20 protein-coding genes are annotated in these 19,553 nt (G+C 49.7%); 9 read left to right on the top strand and 11 right to left on the bottom strand.

The genetic code is table 11. The features are described from left to right. Positions 1 to 99: 99 nt before the first annotated feature. Positions 100 to 903, top strand: coding sequence for an RDD family protein (locus D6024_RS11595; protein ID WP_121354743.1), 804 nt, complete (start codon positions 100 to 102; stop codon positions 901 to 903). Here the strand turns inward: D6024_RS11595 and D6024_RS11590 are convergent. Together D6024_RS11590 and proS are read right to left on the bottom strand one after the other, a co-directional pair. Next, positions 900 to 1,355: a DUF5362 family protein gene (locus D6024_RS11590; RefSeq protein WP_121354742.1), complete on the bottom strand. Its 456-nt coding sequence runs from the start codon at positions 1,353 to 1,355 to the stop codon at positions 900 to 902. The two genes, D6024_RS11595 and D6024_RS11590, sit on opposite strands and share 4 nt — an antisense overlap. 110 nt (positions 1,356 to 1,465) lie before the next feature. After that, the gene (gene proS / locus D6024_RS11585; protein ID WP_121354741.1) at positions 1,466 to 2,944 is read right to left on the bottom strand and encodes a proline--tRNA ligase; all 1,479 of its coding nucleotides are present in this window, start codon (positions 2,942 to 2,944) and stop codon (positions 1,466 to 1,468) included. Positions 2,945 to 3,111: 167 nt separating this feature from the next. On the opposite strand from proS, the gene D6024_RS11580 reads away from it, so the two are divergent. The 4 genes from D6024_RS11580 (at position 3,112) to D6024_RS11565 (ending at position 9,124) form a co-directional block, all read left to right on the top strand. Further along, entirely contained in the window at positions 3,112 to 3,840 is a 729-nt protein-coding gene (locus D6024_RS11580; protein ID WP_121354740.1) for a hypothetical protein, read from the top strand. Between the two features lie 95 nt (positions 3,841 to 3,935). Further along, positions 3,936 to 5,474, top strand: a complete 1,539-nt coding sequence (locus D6024_RS11575) for an aromatic hydrocarbon degradation protein (RefSeq protein WP_121354739.1) — start codon at positions 3,936 to 3,938, stop codon at positions 5,472 to 5,474. A 185-nt stretch (positions 5,475 to 5,659) separates the two neighbouring features. After that, the gene (locus tag D6024_RS11570) at positions 5,660 to 6,838 is read left to right on the top strand and encodes a glycosyltransferase family 1 protein (protein ID WP_121354738.1); all 1,179 of its coding nucleotides are present in this window, start codon (positions 5,660 to 5,662) and stop codon (positions 6,836 to 6,838) included. Between the two features lie 72 nt (positions 6,839 to 6,910). Next, a complete protein-coding gene (locus D6024_RS11565; protein ID WP_121354737.1) occupies positions 6,911 to 9,124 on the top strand; it encodes a family 1 glycosylhydrolase in 2,214 nt (737 codons plus the stop codon). Between the two features lie 58 nt (positions 9,125 to 9,182). On the opposite strand, the gene ftsY is transcribed toward D6024_RS11565, so the two are convergent. From ftsY to D6024_RS26690, 5 genes are all read right to left on the bottom strand, one after another. Beyond that, positions 9,183 to 10,148, bottom strand: coding sequence for a signal recognition particle-docking protein FtsY (gene ftsY / locus D6024_RS11560; protein WP_121354736.1), 966 nt, complete (start codon positions 10,146 to 10,148; stop codon positions 9,183 to 9,185). 137 nt (positions 10,149 to 10,285) lie between these two features. Continuing rightward, positions 10,286 to 10,459, bottom strand: a complete 174-nt coding sequence (locus D6024_RS11555; RefSeq protein ID WP_121354735.1) for a DUF4295 domain-containing protein — start codon at positions 10,457 to 10,459, stop codon at positions 10,286 to 10,288. Between the two features lie 86 nt (positions 10,460 to 10,545). Further along, positions 10,546 to 10,728, bottom strand: coding sequence for a 50S ribosomal protein L33 (rpmG, locus tag D6024_RS11550; protein WP_121354734.1), 183 nt, complete (start codon positions 10,726 to 10,728; stop codon positions 10,546 to 10,548). A gap of 83 nt (positions 10,729 to 10,811) precedes the next feature. Further along, on the bottom strand, positions 10,812 to 11,048 hold the full coding sequence (rpmB, locus tag D6024_RS11545) for a 50S ribosomal protein L28 (RefSeq protein WP_121354824.1): 237 nt from the start codon (positions 11,046 to 11,048) through the stop codon (positions 10,812 to 10,814). Positions 11,049 to 11,137: 89 nt separating this feature from the next. Further along, positions 11,138 to 11,359 carry a hypothetical protein gene (locus tag D6024_RS26690; RefSeq protein WP_162944716.1) on the bottom strand — a complete coding sequence of 74 codons (222 nt, stop codon included), beginning with the start codon at positions 11,357 to 11,359 and terminating at the stop codon, positions 11,138 to 11,140. Positions 11,360 to 11,509: 150 nt separating this feature from the next. Between D6024_RS26690 and lpdA the strand changes: the two genes are divergently transcribed. Together lpdA and D6024_RS11530 are read left to right on the top strand one after the other, a co-directional pair. Further along, positions 11,510 to 12,913, top strand: a complete 1,404-nt coding sequence (gene lpdA / locus D6024_RS11535) for a dihydrolipoyl dehydrogenase (protein ID WP_121354732.1) — start codon at positions 11,510 to 11,512, stop codon at positions 12,911 to 12,913. Between the two features lie 105 nt (positions 12,914 to 13,018). Beyond that, positions 13,019 to 13,753, top strand: a complete 735-nt coding sequence (locus tag D6024_RS11530; RefSeq protein WP_121354731.1) for a DUF3575 domain-containing protein — start codon at positions 13,019 to 13,021, stop codon at positions 13,751 to 13,753. Positions 13,754 to 13,801: 48 nt separating this feature from the next. Here D6024_RS11530 and D6024_RS11525 read toward each other — a convergent pair whose 3' ends face one another. Then, the gene (locus tag D6024_RS11525; protein WP_121354823.1) at positions 13,802 to 14,539 is read right to left on the bottom strand and encodes a DUF4197 domain-containing protein; all 738 of its coding nucleotides are present in this window, start codon (positions 14,537 to 14,539) and stop codon (positions 13,802 to 13,804) included. Between the two features lie 64 nt (positions 14,540 to 14,603). On the opposite strand from D6024_RS11525, the gene D6024_RS11520 reads away from it, so the two are divergent. Then, the gene (locus D6024_RS11520; RefSeq protein ID WP_121354730.1) at positions 14,604 to 15,734 is read left to right on the top strand and encodes an NAD(P)/FAD-dependent oxidoreductase; all 1,131 of its coding nucleotides are present in this window, start codon (positions 14,604 to 14,606) and stop codon (positions 15,732 to 15,734) included. Here the strand turns inward: D6024_RS11520 and D6024_RS11515 are convergent. Beyond that, a complete protein-coding gene (locus tag D6024_RS11515; RefSeq protein WP_121354729.1) occupies positions 15,731 to 16,921 on the bottom strand; it encodes a M43 family zinc metalloprotease in 1,191 nt (396 codons plus the stop codon). The two genes, D6024_RS11520 and D6024_RS11515, sit on opposite strands and share 4 nt — an antisense overlap. Positions 16,922 to 17,126: 205 nt before the next feature. Between D6024_RS11515 and D6024_RS11510 the strand changes: the two genes are divergently transcribed. Beyond that, positions 17,127 to 17,930 (top strand): glutaminyl-peptide cyclotransferase, encoded by an 804-nt coding sequence (locus D6024_RS11510; RefSeq protein ID WP_121354728.1) that lies wholly within the window; start codon positions 17,127 to 17,129, stop codon positions 17,928 to 17,930. Positions 17,931 to 17,953: 23 nt separating this feature from the next. Here the strand turns inward: D6024_RS11510 and D6024_RS11505 are convergent, their stop codons facing one another. Together D6024_RS11505 and D6024_RS11500 are read right to left on the bottom strand one after the other, a co-directional pair. After that, positions 17,954 to 18,850 (bottom strand): class I SAM-dependent methyltransferase, encoded by an 897-nt coding sequence (locus tag D6024_RS11505; protein ID WP_121354822.1) that lies wholly within the window; start codon positions 18,848 to 18,850, stop codon positions 17,954 to 17,956. Positions 18,851 to 18,919: 69 nt separating this feature from the next. Beyond that, positions 18,920 to 19,552: a hypothetical protein gene (locus D6024_RS11500; RefSeq protein ID WP_121354727.1), complete on the bottom strand. Its 633-nt coding sequence runs from the start codon at positions 19,550 to 19,552 to the stop codon at positions 18,920 to 18,922. Between the last annotated feature and the right edge of the window lies 1 nt (position 19,553).

The following is a 19,553-nucleotide window of genomic DNA, read 5'->3' as shown; positions in this document are numbered from 1 at the left end:
GATCAGCAGGCTTTTTTATGTAGGAAAGGCCCGCCTTTTAGAAACCTTTTTTTCGGCAACGGCGCCCCGGATATACACCACGAAGAGTATATTTGAAACATGAGCATTGTGCGCATTGCCACCAATTTCAACATCGACATCGAGTTTACGGCGCCACCGTTTTACCGGCGCTTGTTTGCCTGGGTCATCGACATCATTATCCAGGTCTGTTACCTCGTTGTGGCGCTGCGCTTCCTGAGCTGGATCGCAAGAACGATGAGAGGCGATGACGGCAGCATGAAAATGTGGGCGATCAGCATGGTTCTTCTTCTTCCCTTCCTGCTTTACCATGTTGTGCTGGAAATTACAATGGACGGACAAAGCATCGGTAAAAAGCTTTTGGGCATCAAAGTCGTTTCGGAGAACGGCGGCCGCCCTTCAATCGGGCAATTCATTATCCGCTGGCTGATCCGCACCTCGGACTACACGCTGCTGTTCATCATTATCCTCATCCCCTATGCACAGATTTTCGGTCCGCAGGTTTATTGGGGAGTGGCCGGCGCACTCGGTTTGCTGATCGCCGACCTTGTGCTGGTGAACACCCGGAAGCAGCAACGCCTGGGAGATATTCTGGCGCACACGGTTCTGATCAATACCCATCAAAAAGAAAAAATCACCGACACGGTTTTCCTGGAAGTGTCGGAACATTATGTTCCGCAGTTTCCGCAGATCATGCAGTTGAGCGATAAAGACATCAATTCGCTGAAGGGAATCATCGACACGGTGAAAAAGCACAAAGACCATCACATGGCCCTGCTGGCATCGGAAAAAATCAAAGCGCATCTTCATATCGACACGCCACTGGAGCCGGAAGAATTTCTGCAGGTATTGCTGAAAGACTACAATTATCTTTCGTCCAACTAAACTGCACGCCCCAGGATTCCCATCAGCAAAGAAAGAATCGTCAGCACCAGGAAGATGATGGTAACAATGCCGAGGTAACGAAAATAAACTTTCAGGTTTTGGAAAGAAGTATTCAACAATGCCTGGTTGTTGGAGGACAGTGCACTGCTCATCTGGTTGGCAAACCGCAATAGAAAGAGCAATGGGAAAAAGGCGACCAGCGCCAACAGCACATACATAACGGCCACGCCGACTCCTATGCTATCTATCAAGCCGCGGCGGCCGGGATAGCCGTTGAACATGTCTTCGTAGCGGCTGATGGTGAGCGAAGAATAAACGCCCAACGCCACAACAAAAAACACGAAAACGAAGCCGATGACTGCCAGGAACCGGGCCCACTTGGCCGTTTCGAAAAGGTGTGCTTTGGTTGCCGGATCAATGGAAAGCGAGAAGAGTGATTCATTTTCGTCCATGCAGCAGGTTTGAACTAAAGATAAGCAATCAACCGGCAAAAGATAACCGCCTGCCCATCACATTTTCGCCACTTAAAAGCGATCTGTAACCTGCAGACGGTTTTCCTAAATTAATAAGCCCGGGCAAAAAGCACCCGTTGCGCGGAAGGGTTGCCTGTAAGGATGCAACGGCCTTCTTCCTGTGCATTGTTCAGCGGAATGCAACGGATGGTCGCCTTGGTTTTTTCCTTGATGGCTTCTTCCGTTTCGGCGGTACCGTCCCAGTGTGCCGCCACAAAGCCGCCCTTCTCATCCAGCACTTTTACAAATTCGTCCCAGCTATCGACTCTCGTCGTTTTCTCTTCACGGAACTGGAAGGCACGGTCGTAAAGATTTTGCTGGATCTCTTCCAGCAGGGTTTTGACATGGTCTGCCAGGCCATCCAGAGCAATGGATGCCTTCTCCTTTGTATCACGGCGGGCCACTTCGGCCACGCCATTCTGAAGGTCCCTGGCGCCAAGAGCAATACGAACCGGTACGCCTTTCAATTCATACTCGGCGAACTTCCAACCGGGACGCACGTTATCATTCTCATCATATTTCACACGAATGCCGGCCGCTTTTAATTCGCTCATTAACTGGTGCACCCGTTCGTCGATCTGCGCCTTCTGTTCTTCGCCCTTGTAAATAGGAACAATCACCACCTGTAAGGGGGCAATGCGGGGCGGCAGGATCAAGCCGTCGTCGTCGCTGTGCGCCATGATGAGGGCACCGATCAGGCGTGTACTGACCCCCCAGGAAGTAGCCCATACGTACTCCTGCTTGTTTTCCCTGCTCAAAAACTTCACCTCGAATGCCTTGGCAAAGTTTTGTCCCAGGAAGTGCGAGGTTCCCGCCTGCAGCGCCTTTCCGTCCTGCATCAGCGCTTCGATGCAATAGGTGTCTTCGGCGCCTGCAAAACGTTCGCTGGGCGTTTTCACACCCCTTATCACCGGAAGCGCCATGTATTGCTCGACAAAGGTGGCATAGACCTCCAGCATTTTTTCTGTTTCTTCAATCGCTTCTTCTTTTGTAGCGTGTGCCGTATGCCCTTCCTGCCAAAGAAATTCGGCCGTACGCAAAAACAGGCGGGTCCGCATTTCCCAGCGCACCACGTTAGCCCATTGGTTGATCAGGATCGGCAGATCGCGGTACGATTGAATCCAGTCTTTATAGGTGTTCCAAATGATGGCCTCACTCGTGGGACGCACCACCAGTTCTTCTTCCAGTTTTGCCTCGGGGTCAACGATCAGTTTTCCTTTCCGTGCCGGATCTGTCTTCAGGCGGTAATGTGTTACCACTGCACACTCCTTGGCAAAGCCCTCGGCGTTTTTTTCTTCTGCCTCGAACAGGCTTTTCGGAACAAACAGGGGGAAATAGGCATTCTGGTGACCGGTTTCCTTGAACATGCGATCCAACTGGTCACGCATGTTTTCCCAAAGGGCAAAGCCATAGGGTTTGATGACCATACAGCCCCTGACGGCCGAATAATCGGCCAGGCTGCCCTTGATGACAAGGTCATTGTACCATTGCGAATAATCTTCCGAACGTGATGTCAACTCTTTACTCATGATCGTTTTTGGGTTTGATTCAGAGCGCTGGATCGTTTGTGCAAAAAGCCTGCAGATGCGACACCTGGCCCAAAACCTTTAACTTTAATTAGTTTTTGTTTAACAGCAAAATGGTTGAAATTTACTGAGCGATGGCAAAAGTAACATTAACCTCTAAATCATCTGCCATGAAATCTTATCTACCCCTGCTAACGTTTGCAATCCTTCTGACCAGTTGTTCTTCTGTTTATAAATCCGGGCAAACGCCGGACGACGTTTATTTTTCCCCCCAACGACCGCAAGAGGAATATGCCCGTGTGGAAAAAAGAGACGACCGCAGATACAATAACCGGTATGCAGATGAGAGTCTTGAAGACAGCTACCTGCGCATGAAAACCCGCAACCGCCGGTATGCTTTCCTCGAGAATGATTACGACTGTTATTGTTATGGCAGCAATTACAATCGCTACTACGATTACAACCGGTTGAACAATTACGCCTATTACAGCAGTCCCTGGAATTATGGTTACAACAACTATTATTACAATCCTTATTATTACAACCCGTATTATAAGAATCCGTATTACTCGGGTGTTGTTTACGGCAATGTGAACCCGGTTTACAACAAGCCCCGCACCACGAACCTGCACGTGTTTGACCGCAACGGCAGCACCTACAATCCAAACCTGCCCAATAGCAATAGCCGGACATTCACCAATTCATCCAGCGACGAAAACTACCGCAGTAGCGGCTCCAACGCAGGCGGCTTTTTGCGCAATGTTTTTGGGTCCGGCAACAGCAATTCGAGCAGTTCGTCCAACACGGCGCCGACCAGCACCAACAACAACTCCAGCAGCAGTTCGTCGAGCAGCAGCAGTAGTAGCAGCAGCAGCCACGCACCGGTGCGGAAGTTTTAAGCTGTTTACACTCGTTTATGTTACCTGGCAGGGTTTGATGTCTTGTGCATCACCTGCTATCCTATTGCCGATCCATCAATTCCGAAACTGGTTTTATGAAAAAATATTTACTGTTACTCTCTTCTCCCCTCCTTTACCAAAGTCTTTTTGCACAAACGCCGGAAGATGCCCTGCGCTATTCGTGGAATGTACAAAGCGGGTCTGCACGCATCCAGGCAGTGGGCGGCGCCATGGGTTCACTCGGCGGTGATATCACGGCTACGTTTGTCAATCCAGCCGGACTGGGTTTTTACCGCACCGGCGATGTGGTCTTGTCGCCGACGTTTGGATTTGGAAAAGCCAAGTCCACCTATCTTGGTCGCAGGGAAGACAGCTCTGCCAACAAATTTGCGTTCGGGACAACCGGTTTTGTTTTTGGCGGAAGCGATGGCAGAAAACAACACAGCACAGCCATCTCCATTGCCATCAACCAAATGGCCGATTTTAAAAGCAATATCATTTACAGGGGGCAGAACAATCAAAGCTCCTACTCCCAGGCTTTCCTTGACGAGATACGGAATGGCAACATCAAAGACGCGAACCGCGTAGCCAGTGACTTCCCGTTTGGCACCTCCCTTGCTTTCAATACCTATTGGATCGATACGGTCGGCGGAAGTACCAACGGGAATTTCCAGTTTCAATCCAGGGCACCGATCGCCACGGGACTGCTGCAGCAAAACACTGTTAACACAACCGGCGGCATCACGGAACTGGCTCTGGGTGTAGGCACAAACCTGAACGACAAAGTGCTGATCGGTGGCACGATCGGTATTCCCTTTTTGCACCTGGATCGCCAATCGGAATTTGTGGAAGCGGATGCAACCGATAACCCGTCCAATAAGTTTGATTATGCTATCTACCGGCAGGGCCTCAACACGACCGGCGTAGGCCTGAATCTAAAGGGAGGCATCATCGTCAAAGCACAGGAATACCTTCGTCTTGGCTTTGCGTTTCATTCGCCAAGCATCTATCAACTTACCGACAGGAACACGGCTACGATTACAACAAACACCGAAAGTTACATGGGCACACAAACACAAGCATTGCAGGATGTCACCGGTGCCTCGTCCGAATTCAAATACATGCACATGACACCGTTGAAACTCATCGGAAGCGTTTCCTATGTCTTGCGTGAAATTGAAGACGTGACAAAACAAAAAGGCTTTCTGACGGCCGATATTGAATATGTTCCGTATGGCATGTCGTCTTATTTCACCGACAACTCGAACGGCGTTCCCGACCAGGCAACCAGTGATTACCTGAAATCTTTAAACACGGCCATTCGCAATGCCTACAAAGGAGCCTTTAATTTCAGGGCTGGCGGAGAACTGAAGTTCACCACATTCATGGTGCGGGCCGGCGCAGCGTATTACGGCAACCCATACAAAAACATTCACAACGAAGAAGGCAGTCGACTCAATTTGAGCGGTGGTCTTGGCTATCGCAACAAAGGATTTTTTGTTGATGCAACCTATGTTCATTCGATCACCAAAGATGTCAACGTTGCATACCGGTTGCAAAATGCACCCTACTTCAATGCCGACGTTCGCAACACGGTGGGAAAAGTATTGCTCACCGTTGGTTTCAAAATTTAAAAAAAATGATTTCGTTAAAAAAAGGTTGTCGAAAGACAGCCTTTTTTTAATTCAGTTTAACACCTCAACTATGCCAGAAACAAGCGGTTGAGGACGAATTTCTACAGGATTTTTTTTGTCGTTTGAACGTCAACCACGATTACTAAACAAATCATTGCTGGCATGTTAATCGCAAGTATAAAAGCATGATTAAAAACATTGAAGAAGTTTCGTGCGCCTTTCTACATGATGTTGACTTGTTATGCTTTTCCCATCTTCGTTGGGGATTCGTGTTTCAGCGGCCCAACCATTTGTTAAGCCGCTTTTCGAAACACCAGCGTGTTTTTTTTATTGAAGAACCGATCTTTCATGATGCGGCAGATAAAATTCACATAGAAAACTACAACGACAATTTGTACGTGGTAACCCCACACTTGCAGCACCGCCCGAATGGTGAAGAAGTCGTGAGTGGCCTTCAGAAAATGGTCAGCAGCCTGCTACTGCAAATGCAGGTGAACCGGTTCTTTAGTTGGTATTACACGCCGATGGCCTTACCATTTACCGAGCATTTAAATCCGGAGCTGGTCGTCTATGACTGCATGGATGAACTCTCCGCCTTCAAATTTGCACCACCCGAATTGACGCAATTCGAAAAGCAGTTGTTTGCCAAAGCCGACATTGTGTTTACGGGTGGACATAGCATTTATGAAAGCAAAAAAAATGCACATCACAATATTTTTCCCTTTCCCAGCAGCATCGACAAAGCACATTTCGGCAAGGCGAGAAAGATCCGCAAAGATCCAGAGGACCAGAAAGCGATTCCACATCCGCGTTTTGGCTTCTTTGGCGTGATTGATGAACGGTTTGATATTGAACTGATCGATGCGGTTGCCAATGCAAAACCCGACTGGCAATTCGTGTTGCTTGGACCCGTGGTAAAAATTGATCCGGCAACACTTCCACGGCACGCCAACGTTCATTACCTCGGCGGAAAGAAATACGAAGAGTTACCCAATTATCTTGCAGGCTGGGAAATTGCGATCATTCCGTTCGCCATCAATGAGTCGACCCGCTTTATCAGCCCGACAAAAACTCCCGAATACCTGGCAGCCGGCAAGCCGGTAATTTCGACACCGATCCGCGATGTGGTTTCGCCATATGGCAACAACAAACTGGTTCATATCGCAAGCAATGCGGAAGAATTCATTGCAGCGGCAGAAGCCGAACTGGCAAAGAAGAGACGCAGTTCCTGGGTAAAAAAGGTGGATGAATTCCTGGAAGGAAATTCATGGGACAGAACCTGGAGCCAGATGGTGCGAAATATGGCAGCGACCCTGGAACAAAATACTTCGGTGAAAAAAGCAAAAGAAGGTGCTTACGTTTGATTGCATGCACGAGAGTAAGTAAGAAACTGGCGACTGGCCTCGTTACGAGTGTTGCAACACAGACGATCTATTATGCAAAAACAAGAACACAACCAGGATCCCGAATTATGGGGTGGCATTGAATGTACAATCAACAGGGTTCATCATCACTACTTCGACCAGCTTGACTATTCCGGGAATTACAGCAGGCCCCATGACCTTGCTCTGTTAGCCGGAACGGGGATTCAAAAGATCCGCTACCCGATCCTGTGGGAGAAACACCAGCCGGAAAAAGATTCCGAAATCGATTGGAGCTGGGTCAGCTCCCAGCTTCAGGAACTCCAAAGTCGAAATATAGATGTCATTGCCGGGTTAGTCCATCATGGAAGTGGCCCGGCCTTTACCGATTTGCTCGATGAGCATTTTCCAACGCACCTTGCCGCCTATGCCGCAAAAGTTATCCGGCAATTCCCGCACCTGACGGATTTCACTCCCGTCAACGAACCGCTTACTACGGCACGATTCAGCGGCCTTTACGGCTTGTGGTATCCACACAAAACGGACGATACTTCCTTCCTGAAAATGCTGCTGAACGAATTGAAAGGAACGGTGCTGGCCATGCAGGAAATACGAAAAGTTAACCCGGCGGCGCGGCTGGTGCAAACGGAAGACCTGGGGAAAACATACAGCACGAAGCCTTTGCAATACCAGGCCGATTTTGAAAACGAGCGCCGTTGGTTAACCTATGATTTTTTATGTGGCCGGGTGAACAGGAAGCATCCGCTTTGGGACTACCTGCGCCGGAATAACATCACAGAAAAGGAGCTGGCATTCTTCCAGGAGAATCCATGCGTGCCGGATGTGTTTGGATTCAACCATTACCTTACATCCGAACGCTTCCTGGATGGACGCCTGCATCGCTACCCCAGGCACACGCATGGCGGCAACGGACGTCACGCCTATGCCGATGTGGAAGCGGTCAGGGTGGCAAGAAAGGGAAAATCGGGACTTGGCTGTTTGTTGCAGGAGGCTTGGGACCGCTACCGGCAACCAATGGCCGTAACAGAAGTGCACCTGCACTGTCACCGCGAAGAACAACTGCGGTGGTTCCGGCAGGTTTGGTCTACCTGCCGCAATCTTTTGACAAAAGGTATAGAGATTAAAGCCGTCACAGCCTGGGCGATGCTCGGCTCCTTTGGCTGGAACAAATTACTGACCGAGCCGCACGGTGAGTACGAACCCGGCACATTCGACGTTCGGAGCGGCTTGCCGCGGCCCACCGCTTTAGCGAGGTTTTTAAAAGAAAGAAAAGGCGATCTCGCCCACGACGAATTGGCGAAGGGCAAGGGCTGGTGGCAACGTCCATCCCGTTTTTTTCACAAGCCTCTTGTATTGGAGCAGCATTTCGAAACGGTGTCCCCCAACGGCAGCCCCCTGCTGATCATTGGAAAAAACGGCACACTCGGCAGGGCCTTTGGCCGGGTTTGTGACGAAAGACATTTACACTACCAGCTTTTGAGCCGGGATGAATGCAATCTCTGCGATCCGGCTTCCATCACCACCGCAATCGAAACATTTCGCCCCTGGGCAATTGTCAACGCGACTGGATTTGTGCGGGTAGACGACGCCGAGAGCGAGAAAGAAAAATGTTTTGCCGACAATACAACCGCATCCTGGAACCTCGCGGTTGCCGCCGCCCGGTATGGCATCAGGCTGGTAACCTTTTCCAGCGACCTGGTATTTGACGGACGAAAAACAACGCCTTATACCGAGTACGATCAACCGAATCCGCTCAACACGTATGGCCTAACCAAAGCCCGAGCGGAGGAACAGGTTGCCGCAGCCAACGCCGATGCCCTGATCATCCGCACCAGTGCGTTTTTCGGGCCATGGGACGAATACAATTTTGCCCATTTTGTCCGGAAAAGTTTGCTGAATGAAGAACGAATTTCTGTGGTTCACGATGCGGTTGTCTCGCCAACCTATGTTCCCGACCTGGTGCATGCCACGCTGGATTTGCTGATAGATGGAGAAAAAGGAATCTGGCACCTGGCCAACAATGGTGAAATAAGCTGGGCGGATCTTGCCAATGAAGTTGCCGACCGCTTTGGCCTCAACCGGAAATTCATTCAGGCGGTCTCGAACGAGGATTGTCATTACCCTGCCTTACGTCCACGCTATAGTGTGCTTTCCAGTTGCAGGGGAATTCACCTGCCTTCGCTGGATGATGCCCTGCGACGCTACACGGAACAAATGAAAGACGCGGTACAAAAAGAAAAACAACTTCACAAAAGCGTCCGCGCTTAAACGAAGAAACCCGGATGCCTGGCGGCGTCCGGGTTTCCTGCTCATGTAATCGAAGTCTTTATTCGCCTTTCAAACTAAACAGGCTGTCCACAAATTCATGCTTGTCAAAAACAAGCAGGTCTTCCATTTTTTCCCCAACTCCAATAAACTTCACCGGAATCTTAAACTGGTTGGCAATGGCCAGCACCACGCCGCCTTTTGCCGTGCCATCCAGCTTGGTGATGGCGAGGGCAGTGACATCGGTGGCGGCTGTAAATTGCCTGGCCTGTTCCACTGCATTTTGTCCGGTTGAACCGTCGAGCACCAGCAACACTTCGTGCGGTGCTCCCGGAATGACTTTTTGCACACTCCGACGGATCTTGCTCAGTTCATCCATCAAATAGGCTTTGTTGTGAAGACGGCCCGCCGTATCGATCAGCACAACGTCGGAGCCACGCGAAAGGGCGCTTTGCACAGTATCGAAAGCCACGGCTGCAGGATCCGAGCCCATGGCCTGTTTGACAATCGGTACACCTGTCCGTTCGCTCCAGATTGTCAATTGGTCAACGGCTGCAGCCCGGAATGTGTCGGCGGCTCCCAGCAATACGTTTTTCCCGGCTTTTTTGAAATTGTAGGAAAGCTTGCCGATGGTCGTGGTTTTTCCCACGCCGTTCACACCGACCACCAGGATCACATAAGGTTTGGAGGGAAGCTCGGAGTGAAAATCATAGGCATTGGAAGAAGGAGCATCCACGAGGGTGGCTTCGATCTCGTCCTGCAGGATTTTGTTCAGGTCACCGGTGCTGACATATTTGTCACGCGACACCCGCTCTTCGATGCGTTCGATGATTTGGACCGTTGTATCCAAACCGACGTCGGCGGTGATCAGGGCCTCTTCCAGGTTGTCGAGCACTTCTTCGTCCACCGTGCTTTTGCCGGCGATGGCTTTGGTAACTTTTGAAAAGAAGGTTTCTTTTGTTTTTTGCAGTCCTTCGTCCAGGCTTTCCTTCTCTTTCTTGCCAAAAAGTTTATTGAAAAATCCCATAGTTATTCAAAAGTAAAAAGTCAAAAGTACGACGGCTGCCTTTCCGGCGTTGAAGTTTTCCGTTTGACTGTTGATTAAAAAACAAAAGCCATCTCCGCAATGCGGGACAGCTTGAATCAGTTGACGAGCCTTCACGATTATTTCTGGGCCAGGAAATCTTTCACCTTGTCTTTGTGAACGATCTGCTCTTTAAACGTGTAAGCACCAGTTTTCGGGCTACGCACAGCTCTGATCACTTTTGACCAGTTCTTTGCTTCGGCGGCGGCCTTCTGGTCTTTCACTTTCGCGTTTTTTGATGCTGCTTTTGCCATGGTAGAATAATTTGAAAATTAGAAAATTTGAAAATTAGCAAATGACGAAAACCATTTTCAAATTTTCACATTTGCACATTTGCTAACTACTTTATCTCTTTGTGAACAGTTACCTTTTTCAGGTTGGCGTTGTATTTTTTCAACTCCAGACGCTCAGGGTTGTTCTTTTTGTTTTTTTCCGTGATATATCGGCTGGTTCCCGGAACACTGGTTGTCTTTTGCTCAGTGCATTCCAGAATAACCTGTACGCGGTTTCCTTTCTTTGCCATTATCGCTAATTTGAAAATTTGAAAATTAGCAAATTTGAAAATGGAACTGAATTTTCACATTCCCAGATTTGCATATTTGCTAATTAAATATGTTGACCTTGAGCCCGCAGCTCCTTTACAACGTTAAATAATCCTTTTTTGTTGATGGTTCTGATTGCATCGGTTGTGAGCTTCAGTGTGATCCACTTGTTCTCTTCCGCTAAGAAGAACCGCTTTGTTTGCAAATTCGGTAAAAAGCGACGCTTTGTTTTGATGTTGGAGTGAGACACTTTGTTTCCTCCAATGGGCGTCTTACCTGTAACCTGACATACTCGTGCCATGACTTGGAAAAATTTTGGACGGCAAAAGTAGGGAAATGATTTGAGAATTACCGTCTGATGGCTGAGTTTTTTTACCGCTTTAGAAAAGTTTAGCAAATGTTTTCGAAGCGCCGGCCGTTGACTTCCCGGATTTGGTCAGCCCCGATCACCATACTGGCATCGGTTTCAATGATGTCTCTGCCGGAAACTGTCTCTATTTTCACGATATGTCCTTTCACGGTGCTCATGCCCCCTTCCACCGACCGGAACGAGATCGTGGCCACCCGCTTCAGGTCCATCAGTTCTTCGAGGTATTCTTTTAAGCTATCCATCGTAGTTCGTTGCGCAAAGTTAGGGCCATTCCGCCCTTCGCTTCTCTTTTGCCAGTAAGCCGTTTTTCCTTTAGCTTCGCCACGCGAAAAAAAGCGGCAGCAATGACGCTTGAAAACCATTAAATCTTACATCTTAAATCGTAAATCAACATGGCATACGACGTAGTTGTCATTGGTTCGGGTCCCGGCGGTTATGTAGCTGCTATCCGTGCCGCACAGCTTGGCTTTAAGACGGCCATCATCGAAAAGGAAAGTTTGGGTGGAATTTGTTTGAACTGGGGCTGTATTCCGACTAAAGCACTGCTGAAAAGTGCCCAGGTCATGGAATACATCAAGCACGCAAAGGACTTTGGTATTGAAGCCTCCGGCCAGCACAACTTCGAAGCCGTGATCAAGCGGAGCAGGGGCGTTGCCGATAAAATGAGCAAAGGCGTTCAGTTCCTGATGCGCAAAAACAAGATCGACGTCATTATGGGTTTTGGCAAACTTGTCGCCAAAGGCAAGATCGAGGTGACGGCTGCCGATAACAGCAAGCAGACGGTTGAAACAAAGCATATTATCCTGGCCACCGGTGCCCGCAGCCGCCAGCTGCCCGCTATGCCGATCGATGGGAAAAAGATCATCGGCTACCGCGAAGCCATGGTATTGCCCCAGCAGCCCAAATCCATGATTGTCGTGGGCAGCGGCGCCATTGGTGTAGAGTTCGGCTATTTCTACAACTGCATGGGTACCAAAGTGACTATCGTTGAATTTCTCCCACGGGTGGTGCCTGTCGAAGACGAAGAAATTTCCAAAGAACTCGAAAAGAACTTCAAGAAGAATGGCATTGACATCATGACCAACAGCGAAGTTACCAAGGTAGATACATCGGGCAATGGTGTAAAAGCCACGGTCAAAACGCAGAATGGCGAAGTGACGCTGGAAGCGGACGTTCTGTTGAGTGCCGTAGGCATCCAGCCAAATATCGAGGGCATTGGCCTGGAAGAACTGGGCATCAAATCGGATAAGGGCCGCATTTCTACCGACAAATATTACCAGACCAATGTTCCGGGCATTTACGCCATTGGCGATTGCACGCCGGGCCAAGCACTGGCGCACGTGGCATCGAAAGAAGGCATTATCTGCGTGGAAAACATCGCCTTCAACGAAAAAAAATACAAGCACCAGCCGCAAATACTCGACTATGCAAACGTACCGGGATGTACGTATTGCACGCCGGAAATCGCCTCTGTTGGCATGACCGAAAAGCAGGCGAAAGACGCCGGCTTCGAAGTAAAAGTGGGCAAGTTCCCGCTGAGTGCATCGGGCAAGGCTTCCGCCGCCGGTCATACCGAAGGATTTATCAAAGTAATCTTTGACGCGAAGTATGGCGAATGGCTGGGCACACACATGATCGGCTACAATGTAACCGAGATCATTGCCGAAACCGTCGTGGCCCGCAAACTGGAAACCACGTACCACGAAGTACTTGATTCCATCCACCCCCACCCCACCATCAGCGAAAGCATCAAAGATGCCATCGAGGTGGCCTACGGAGAAGCCATTCACCTGTAAACCGGATTTCAGTGGTACAACGTTGAAAGCCCGTCTGCGTGACGGGCTTTTTTTTGTGCAGCGTTGGTTCGATTTTTTCCCTCTTAGAAATGCAGACAGTGACGTATGAAAAAAACACCCATCTTCCTGGCCGTCCTTTTTTTGTCCCTTTGTTCGGTGGCACAGGATAAAACCAACGACCCTCCGCGAAACATTACCCTGAAATGGGCACCGACAGGATTGTTTCTTGGCAGCGCCTCGCTGCAGGCCGAATACAATTTTGGTGGACGCAACTCGCTGACCGCGAAAATCGGCTTACCGGCAACGGCACGGCATGCATTTACATTCGACGACAAGGATGCAGATTTTACCATGAAGGCCACATCTTTCCTGGCCGGTTATCGAACCTATTTTTCCAGGAAACACCTGCGCGGACTGTATTACGAGCCCTTCTTCAAATACGTTCATCATACCAGCGAAGGCACGGGCACCGGCACGCTGAACTATCGCAAAGCCATCTTCGACTTTGTCAATGATTACAACGGTTTGGGTGTAGGCGTTCAACTGGGCGCACAGTTCATCGTCGGCAAGCGCATTGTTATCGACTTTTTCTTCCTCGGTCCCGAGATCAATTCGGCAACCAATTCACTTAAAGCCATGGAGGTTTCCAATACCATCCCGTGGATGGAAGTGGATGCCAGGGAAGCCGAAAAAAACATACGGGAGTTTCTCGACCAGTTTCCCTTTATCCGAAACAAATCCACCGTAATGGTCGACAGGGAAAACAAGCGGGTGAATGCAGACTTCAGCGGTGCTCTGCCCGGCATACGAACGGGCATCTCCATCGGCATTGCGTTTTAAGGAGAAACGAATGAATGGCCGGCCAAAAAGCCCGGTCGATGTTACCTTCTACTTTGCGAATACCTTTTTCAGCAGGTCGGTGGTCCGTGCCATCGGGTCCTTGCGGATTTTTTGTTCTTCCTGTCCAACCTGATAGAAGATACCGGCAAGGGCTTTTTCGGTCACGTAAGCAGAAAGATCCGGGTTGACCTTCTCGCGGCTGAACGTATTATAGGTGGAGAAAAGCGTGTTCCAGTATTTGGTTGCATTTACCTTTTGCAGCGATTGTTCAATCACCGGACGGAATGCATCAGTCAGTTGAGCCAGGGTTTTTGTTTTCAGGAAATTGGTGGCAGCAAAATCGCCTCCTTTCAAGATACTGATTCCATCCTGGATCGACATACCTTTGATGGCGTTCAGGAAAATCGGTGCTGCCGATTGTGCAGCATTTTCAGCTGCACGGTTCATGGAAAGAATAGCATTGTCTACCTGTTTGCCCAACCCTACAGTACGAAGTTTCTGCTCCACCTTTTTGGCTTCTTCGGGCATCAGGATCTTGATTGCCGCGTCCTTAAAAAATCCATCAACCGCCGAAAGCTTTTTTGTTCCATTGTCGGCGCCAACCTGCAAGGCTTCTTTCAGGCCGTTAATGATTTCATCATTCGACAAGGCGTTGCTTTTTGTTGCCGAAACGATTGGGCGAAGCGCAGAGTCCCCGGTCACTTTTTTCAACAGGCCTTTTAGTCCCTGTGCCTGGAGGGAAACGGCACTTGCAGCAAGAAAAAACAGGAGAAGAAATTTTTTCATAGAAATACTTTCCTGTGAAAGTAATTGCCCGAAACTTAATGGCGGGTTAAAGTAGCTTTGCGGCATGAATGTATCGATCTGGGAAAAGGAAACCTTTTTTGCGCACCAGGATGTGGTCATTGTAGGAAGCGGCTTTGTGGGTCTTTGGTCGGCACTTTACCTGAAAAAACGGAATCCGGAGCGGAAGATCACGGTCATCGACAGGGGCATTATCCCAACGGGAGCCAGCACGCGGAATGCCGGTTTTGCCTGCTTTGGAAGCCTGAGCGAACTGGCCTGGGATGCCCAAACGATGGGGACCGATAAAATGCTTTCTATGGTCGAAATGCGCTTCAAAGGACTGGAACGAATCCAAAAATATTTTGGTAAAAAAAGCATCGATTTCGACCTGTGCGGCGGCTACGAATTGTACGATGGTGCAACGACACCGGAAAAATTAAAAGAAAACATCGACTACCTCAACTCCCTTTTAAAACCCATTACCAACGCAAAGAAAACCTACCGCCTCGCGGATGAAAAGATCGGGGAATTCGGCTTTGGCAAAACAGCCCACCTCGTGGAAAACAAGCTCGAAGGTTATCTTCATTCCGGCAAGCTGCTGCAGGCGCTGTTGCAGAAAGTGCGGCGCATGGGCGTTTCCGTATTGAATGGCATTGAGGTTACCCACTTCGAACCCGGCGATGAAAAAATGGTTATTCGAACAGCCCACCATTTTCACTTTACAGCTAGCCGGGTCTTGCTTTGCACCAATGCGTTTACAAGAGAACTGCTGCCGGAGATAGACATTGTTCCGGCACGAGGACAGGTGCTCCTCACCTCTCCCATCAAAAACCTTCCCTTTAACGGCACCTTTCACTCGGATGAAGGTTTTTATTATTTCCGCAACCTCGGAAATTGCGTGCTACTCGGCGGTGCCAGAAACAAAGCGTTTGAAGAAGAGACGACAACGGAAATGGATACGTCACAACGCATCCAACAGGAACTTGAGGCCTACCTGGCAGACGTGATCCTGCCGCAGTTTCAAAACCAGTACATCATCGAGCACCGGTGGTCCGGCATCATGGCTTTTGGCAAAGAAAAAACACCGATCGTCAAACAACTGACTCCTTCGCTTTTTTGTGCGGTGCGCATGAGCGGAATGGGCGTTGCCCTGGCGCCGGTTGTGGCACAACAAGTCGCGGCGCTGATGGATTAAAGCTTGACGAATTTTTGCAGGAAATCTTCGCCACGTAAAAAATAGACGCCGGATTTGAGTCCCGCTAATGAAAGAGTATGAAGGGTAGACGTGATCGTTTCCACGTTTTGCAGTAAACCCTGGCTGTTGAAAAGACTAAGCTTTTTCCCGATTAGAAACTGGCCAACCTGTATCGTAACCTTATCCTGCGCCGGGTTGGGGTAGAGTGTTGCTGCGGCTGCAGGCAATGCGGCCTGCTGCATCCAGGGTTCGCTCAGGCCCCTGCTTTGCAAAAGCGATGCACGCCACCCGCCTTCCGCAAATTGTAAACGCATGCGGCTGCGTTGACCGGCAGTGAATAAGTTCATACAGGCATCATCGGTATAATCCATGAAGTTCATGTACATATCGCCCTGCGTGCCGTTGTTGCACGAGCTGCGAAAACCGGAAGGACATCCTTTCGTAAAAAAACCCTGTTGCGGTGTGTCGTCCACGCCATCATCACCACATTCGGCATCACCCCAAATGTGTTTTAATCCCAGCCAATGCCCCACTTCGTGCACAACGGTGCGCCCCATATTAAAGGGTGCCGTCGTGTTGAGGGTGCCAAAAGCTGCGTAGTGAATAACAACACCGTCCGTTTCGGGAGCGCACCCGGGCACACTGGCATAACCGCTGCCGCCTGCCAGGTTCACCACCCAGATATTGAGATAGCTCTTGCTGTTCCAGGGGTTGTCGCCGCCTTGTGCAGCCATCTTCATCTTGTCATCGGCCATCCATGCAATTCGAGAGTTTTGCTTACGAATGATCCCATTGGTGGAGCGGCCAAAGGGATCGGCCGTAGCGAGATAAAATTCAATCTGCACATCTGCCGCGATGGAGCGGAAACGCAAGGGTGTGTTGCTTGTATCGGCAGCCTTGCGGCGAAAATCCCTGTTCAGCGCATCGATGCCGCTCCGGACCTGCGTTTCCGAAATATTCTGCGTCGCATCATTGTAAAGTACGTGTACTACAACCGGTATACGGATGACGGCATCGTCGTTACCCTGGCGTTGTGTATTGTTTTTACCCTGACCTTGTTCGGCAATGGCTTTGGCTTCCGGTGACCCGGGCTGTTTTCCGGCAAGATACCCAACCGTGATGCAGCGATCCTGCGCCAGCAAAACAGCGGAAAAGTGAAGAAATACGAACAGGAAAAACGTCCTCATAGTTGCCGGTTGACGGTAACCACAGGTAACTGGAATCTATACTGGCTTTTGCAGCGATACCGGAAAAAAGAGGAAATGGAAGTTGTCGGAATTTGGGTAGGATCTGGAGGCGATGCAACAAATATAATCGGCCGATGGGTAAGTTTCAAATATTATTCCAAACCTCTTAACAAAAGCTTTGGGGCCAACCCTTATTTTTGGCTCTATGAAAAAAACGTTCTGGCTGGCGTTACTCTGTGTCGGCATCGTATCCGTCCGGTGTTCCAATAATCCCGACACCACAACCGACAGCAGCAGCGCTTCTGTTCCCCAAACACCGTCCATCAATTATACCATCGTTGGAACGGCAGCGCACGACACGTCTTTTTTTACCGAAGGACTGGAATTTTACAAGGGTACGCTGCTCGAAAGCACCGGCCTGGAAGGAAAGTCGAAGCTGGTGCAATACGATTTGCAAAGCGGCAAACCACAAAAGCAAATTTCGTTGCCAGCTGCTTCTTTTGGCGAAGGCATCACCGTTTTTCGCGACACCGTTTACCAGTTGACCTGGCGGGAAAGCAAGGTGAATGTATATACAGTGGGAGACTTCAAAAAGATCAAAGAGCTTCCGTTTAACGGAGAAGGCTGGGGCCTGACGCACGACAGCACGGCGCTAATTGCCAGCAACGGCAGCAACAATCTTTACTATTACGAACCGGGTACGTTCAAGCTGCTGAAAAAAGTGGAAGTAAAAGAGAACGACGTTCCGGCCGTCAACATCAACGAGCTGGAATATGTCAACGGCTTTGTCTACGCCAACCAATGGCAGATGAATTACCTGTTGAAAATTGAGCCCTCCACCGGCAATGTTGTCGCAAAGATGGATTTGTCCAATCTTGCACAGCGCGAACAGGCAACCAACCCGCACGCCGAGGTGCTGAATGGCATCGCCTACAACCCCGAAACAAAAAAATTCTACGTGACGGGAAAAAACTGGTCGAAGATTTACCAGTTGCAGTTTGCTTTCTAATGGCAACCTGCAGTTTTTTTTCGTTACGACGCCTTTTCAACAATATAGATCAGCGAGCTGCAGCGGTCCCTGTTTACCAGTGCCGCGAGGTTCGAACGAAGGCCATTCAGACCGGCGCCCAGCCAGGAGGTTCGTCCACGGTGGTATTTGCTGCTGAGGAGACTGATGTAAAACGAATCAAACCACATCGGCTTTTTTTCGATCACCCGAAGGCCGTGCGCATTCATCAGTACAGAAATCGATTGCGGCGAGAAATGATACAGATGACGCGGCACATCGTATGCCGCCCAATAATTCCTGTAGGCAGCGGCATCCGCAGAGGTATAGTTGGGAACAGCAATAAAGATCTTCCCTCCTTCTGCCAGCCGCTCTTTTAACCGGGCTACGTAGGGATGCAACTGGTGTACGTGTTCCAACACATGCCAAAGGGTTATCGCATCATACCGGCGTCCGTCTGCTTCGAACAACAACGAAGGCTCCTGTAATGTCAGCCCAAAGAGTTCTTTTGCATTTGTCCGTGCGCCTTCATCAGGCTCAATTCCCCTGGCCTCCCATCCTCTTTGCTTCATCGCCGACAGAAACGCACCTATGCCTGCACCAATGTCCAGCAGAGACCCTTTTTTCCGGGTATAGCGCTCTACCAGGTTGGCCTTTTGTGCCAGCGTCAGCCGGCGAACATTTTGATAAAGCTGATTGAGTAATCCCTTGCTCGTGTTGGAGTGCGAAATATAGTCGGGCGAAGCATAATATGGGCCAATCGAGTCCTCATCAGGCACATCCTGCGTGAAACGCAGGGTGCAATCGCGGCACTGCCACACAACATATTCCTCCTTGCTGACAGAATGATCCTTCACCTTGAGCAAGGGATCGATATTGGTGCTGTTGCACACCGGGCAATGCGAATAATGAATGCGATTCATAAGGGCTGCAAATGTAGAACAGTTCGCGGTTTGATTAAGGTTGGCTTTTTGAAAATACGGCAACCTCGCTTAGAGCGGTTTCACTCCACTTTTGCTTCCAACCGGAAGGTAAACTGAACCGACCGGCGCCTGCTTTGAACCACTGGCTCCGATCCTGAACTTGCCCTGGTAGAGAATGAAAATGATGAAAAGAAGGGAAAGCACTAACACGATCCAACCGATGATCACAAAAATGGAACGTCTTTTTCCGGGTGTGGCTTCTTTTAACCCGGCAATTTCGGTAGACGTCATGTGTTGGTCGCCCCGCAGGACCATGTGTTCAGCATCATGCCGCATCACCCGTTCTGCCGGCAAAGGTTCAAGGGCAGGCAGCTCCATCTCGATCTTTCCGGACCGGCGGATCGTCCCGATGCCATTCCATAAAAAACCTTCATCCTCGATGCGTTCTTTCAACGCTGCACCCAAATCGTTCAGCGACTGCCGCACGCTGTCCTTATCCTGGCGCAACGCTGCAGAAAGGTAAGCCAGTTGATGATCCGGCACCGTTGCATCGTCTTTCAGCTCGGCGGAAAACGTTGGCGGTTGTATCGTTTTGTCCGCAACGTTGAGTTGCGCAGGAACCTGCACCAGTTGAATGGTACCGACTGAGGGAAGACTCACCCGCCTGTAGTGCAATAAATATTTTGTCAGTTGATTGAACACG

Source organism: Flavisolibacter nicotianae (assembly GCF_003628535.1).
In the GTDB taxonomy this organism is placed as follows: Bacteria; Bacteroidota; Bacteroidia; order Chitinophagales; family Chitinophagaceae; genus Flavisolibacter; species Flavisolibacter nicotianae.
Note: the sequence above shows the minus strand (reverse complement) of the source record. Positions and strands in the feature narration are given on the sequence as shown.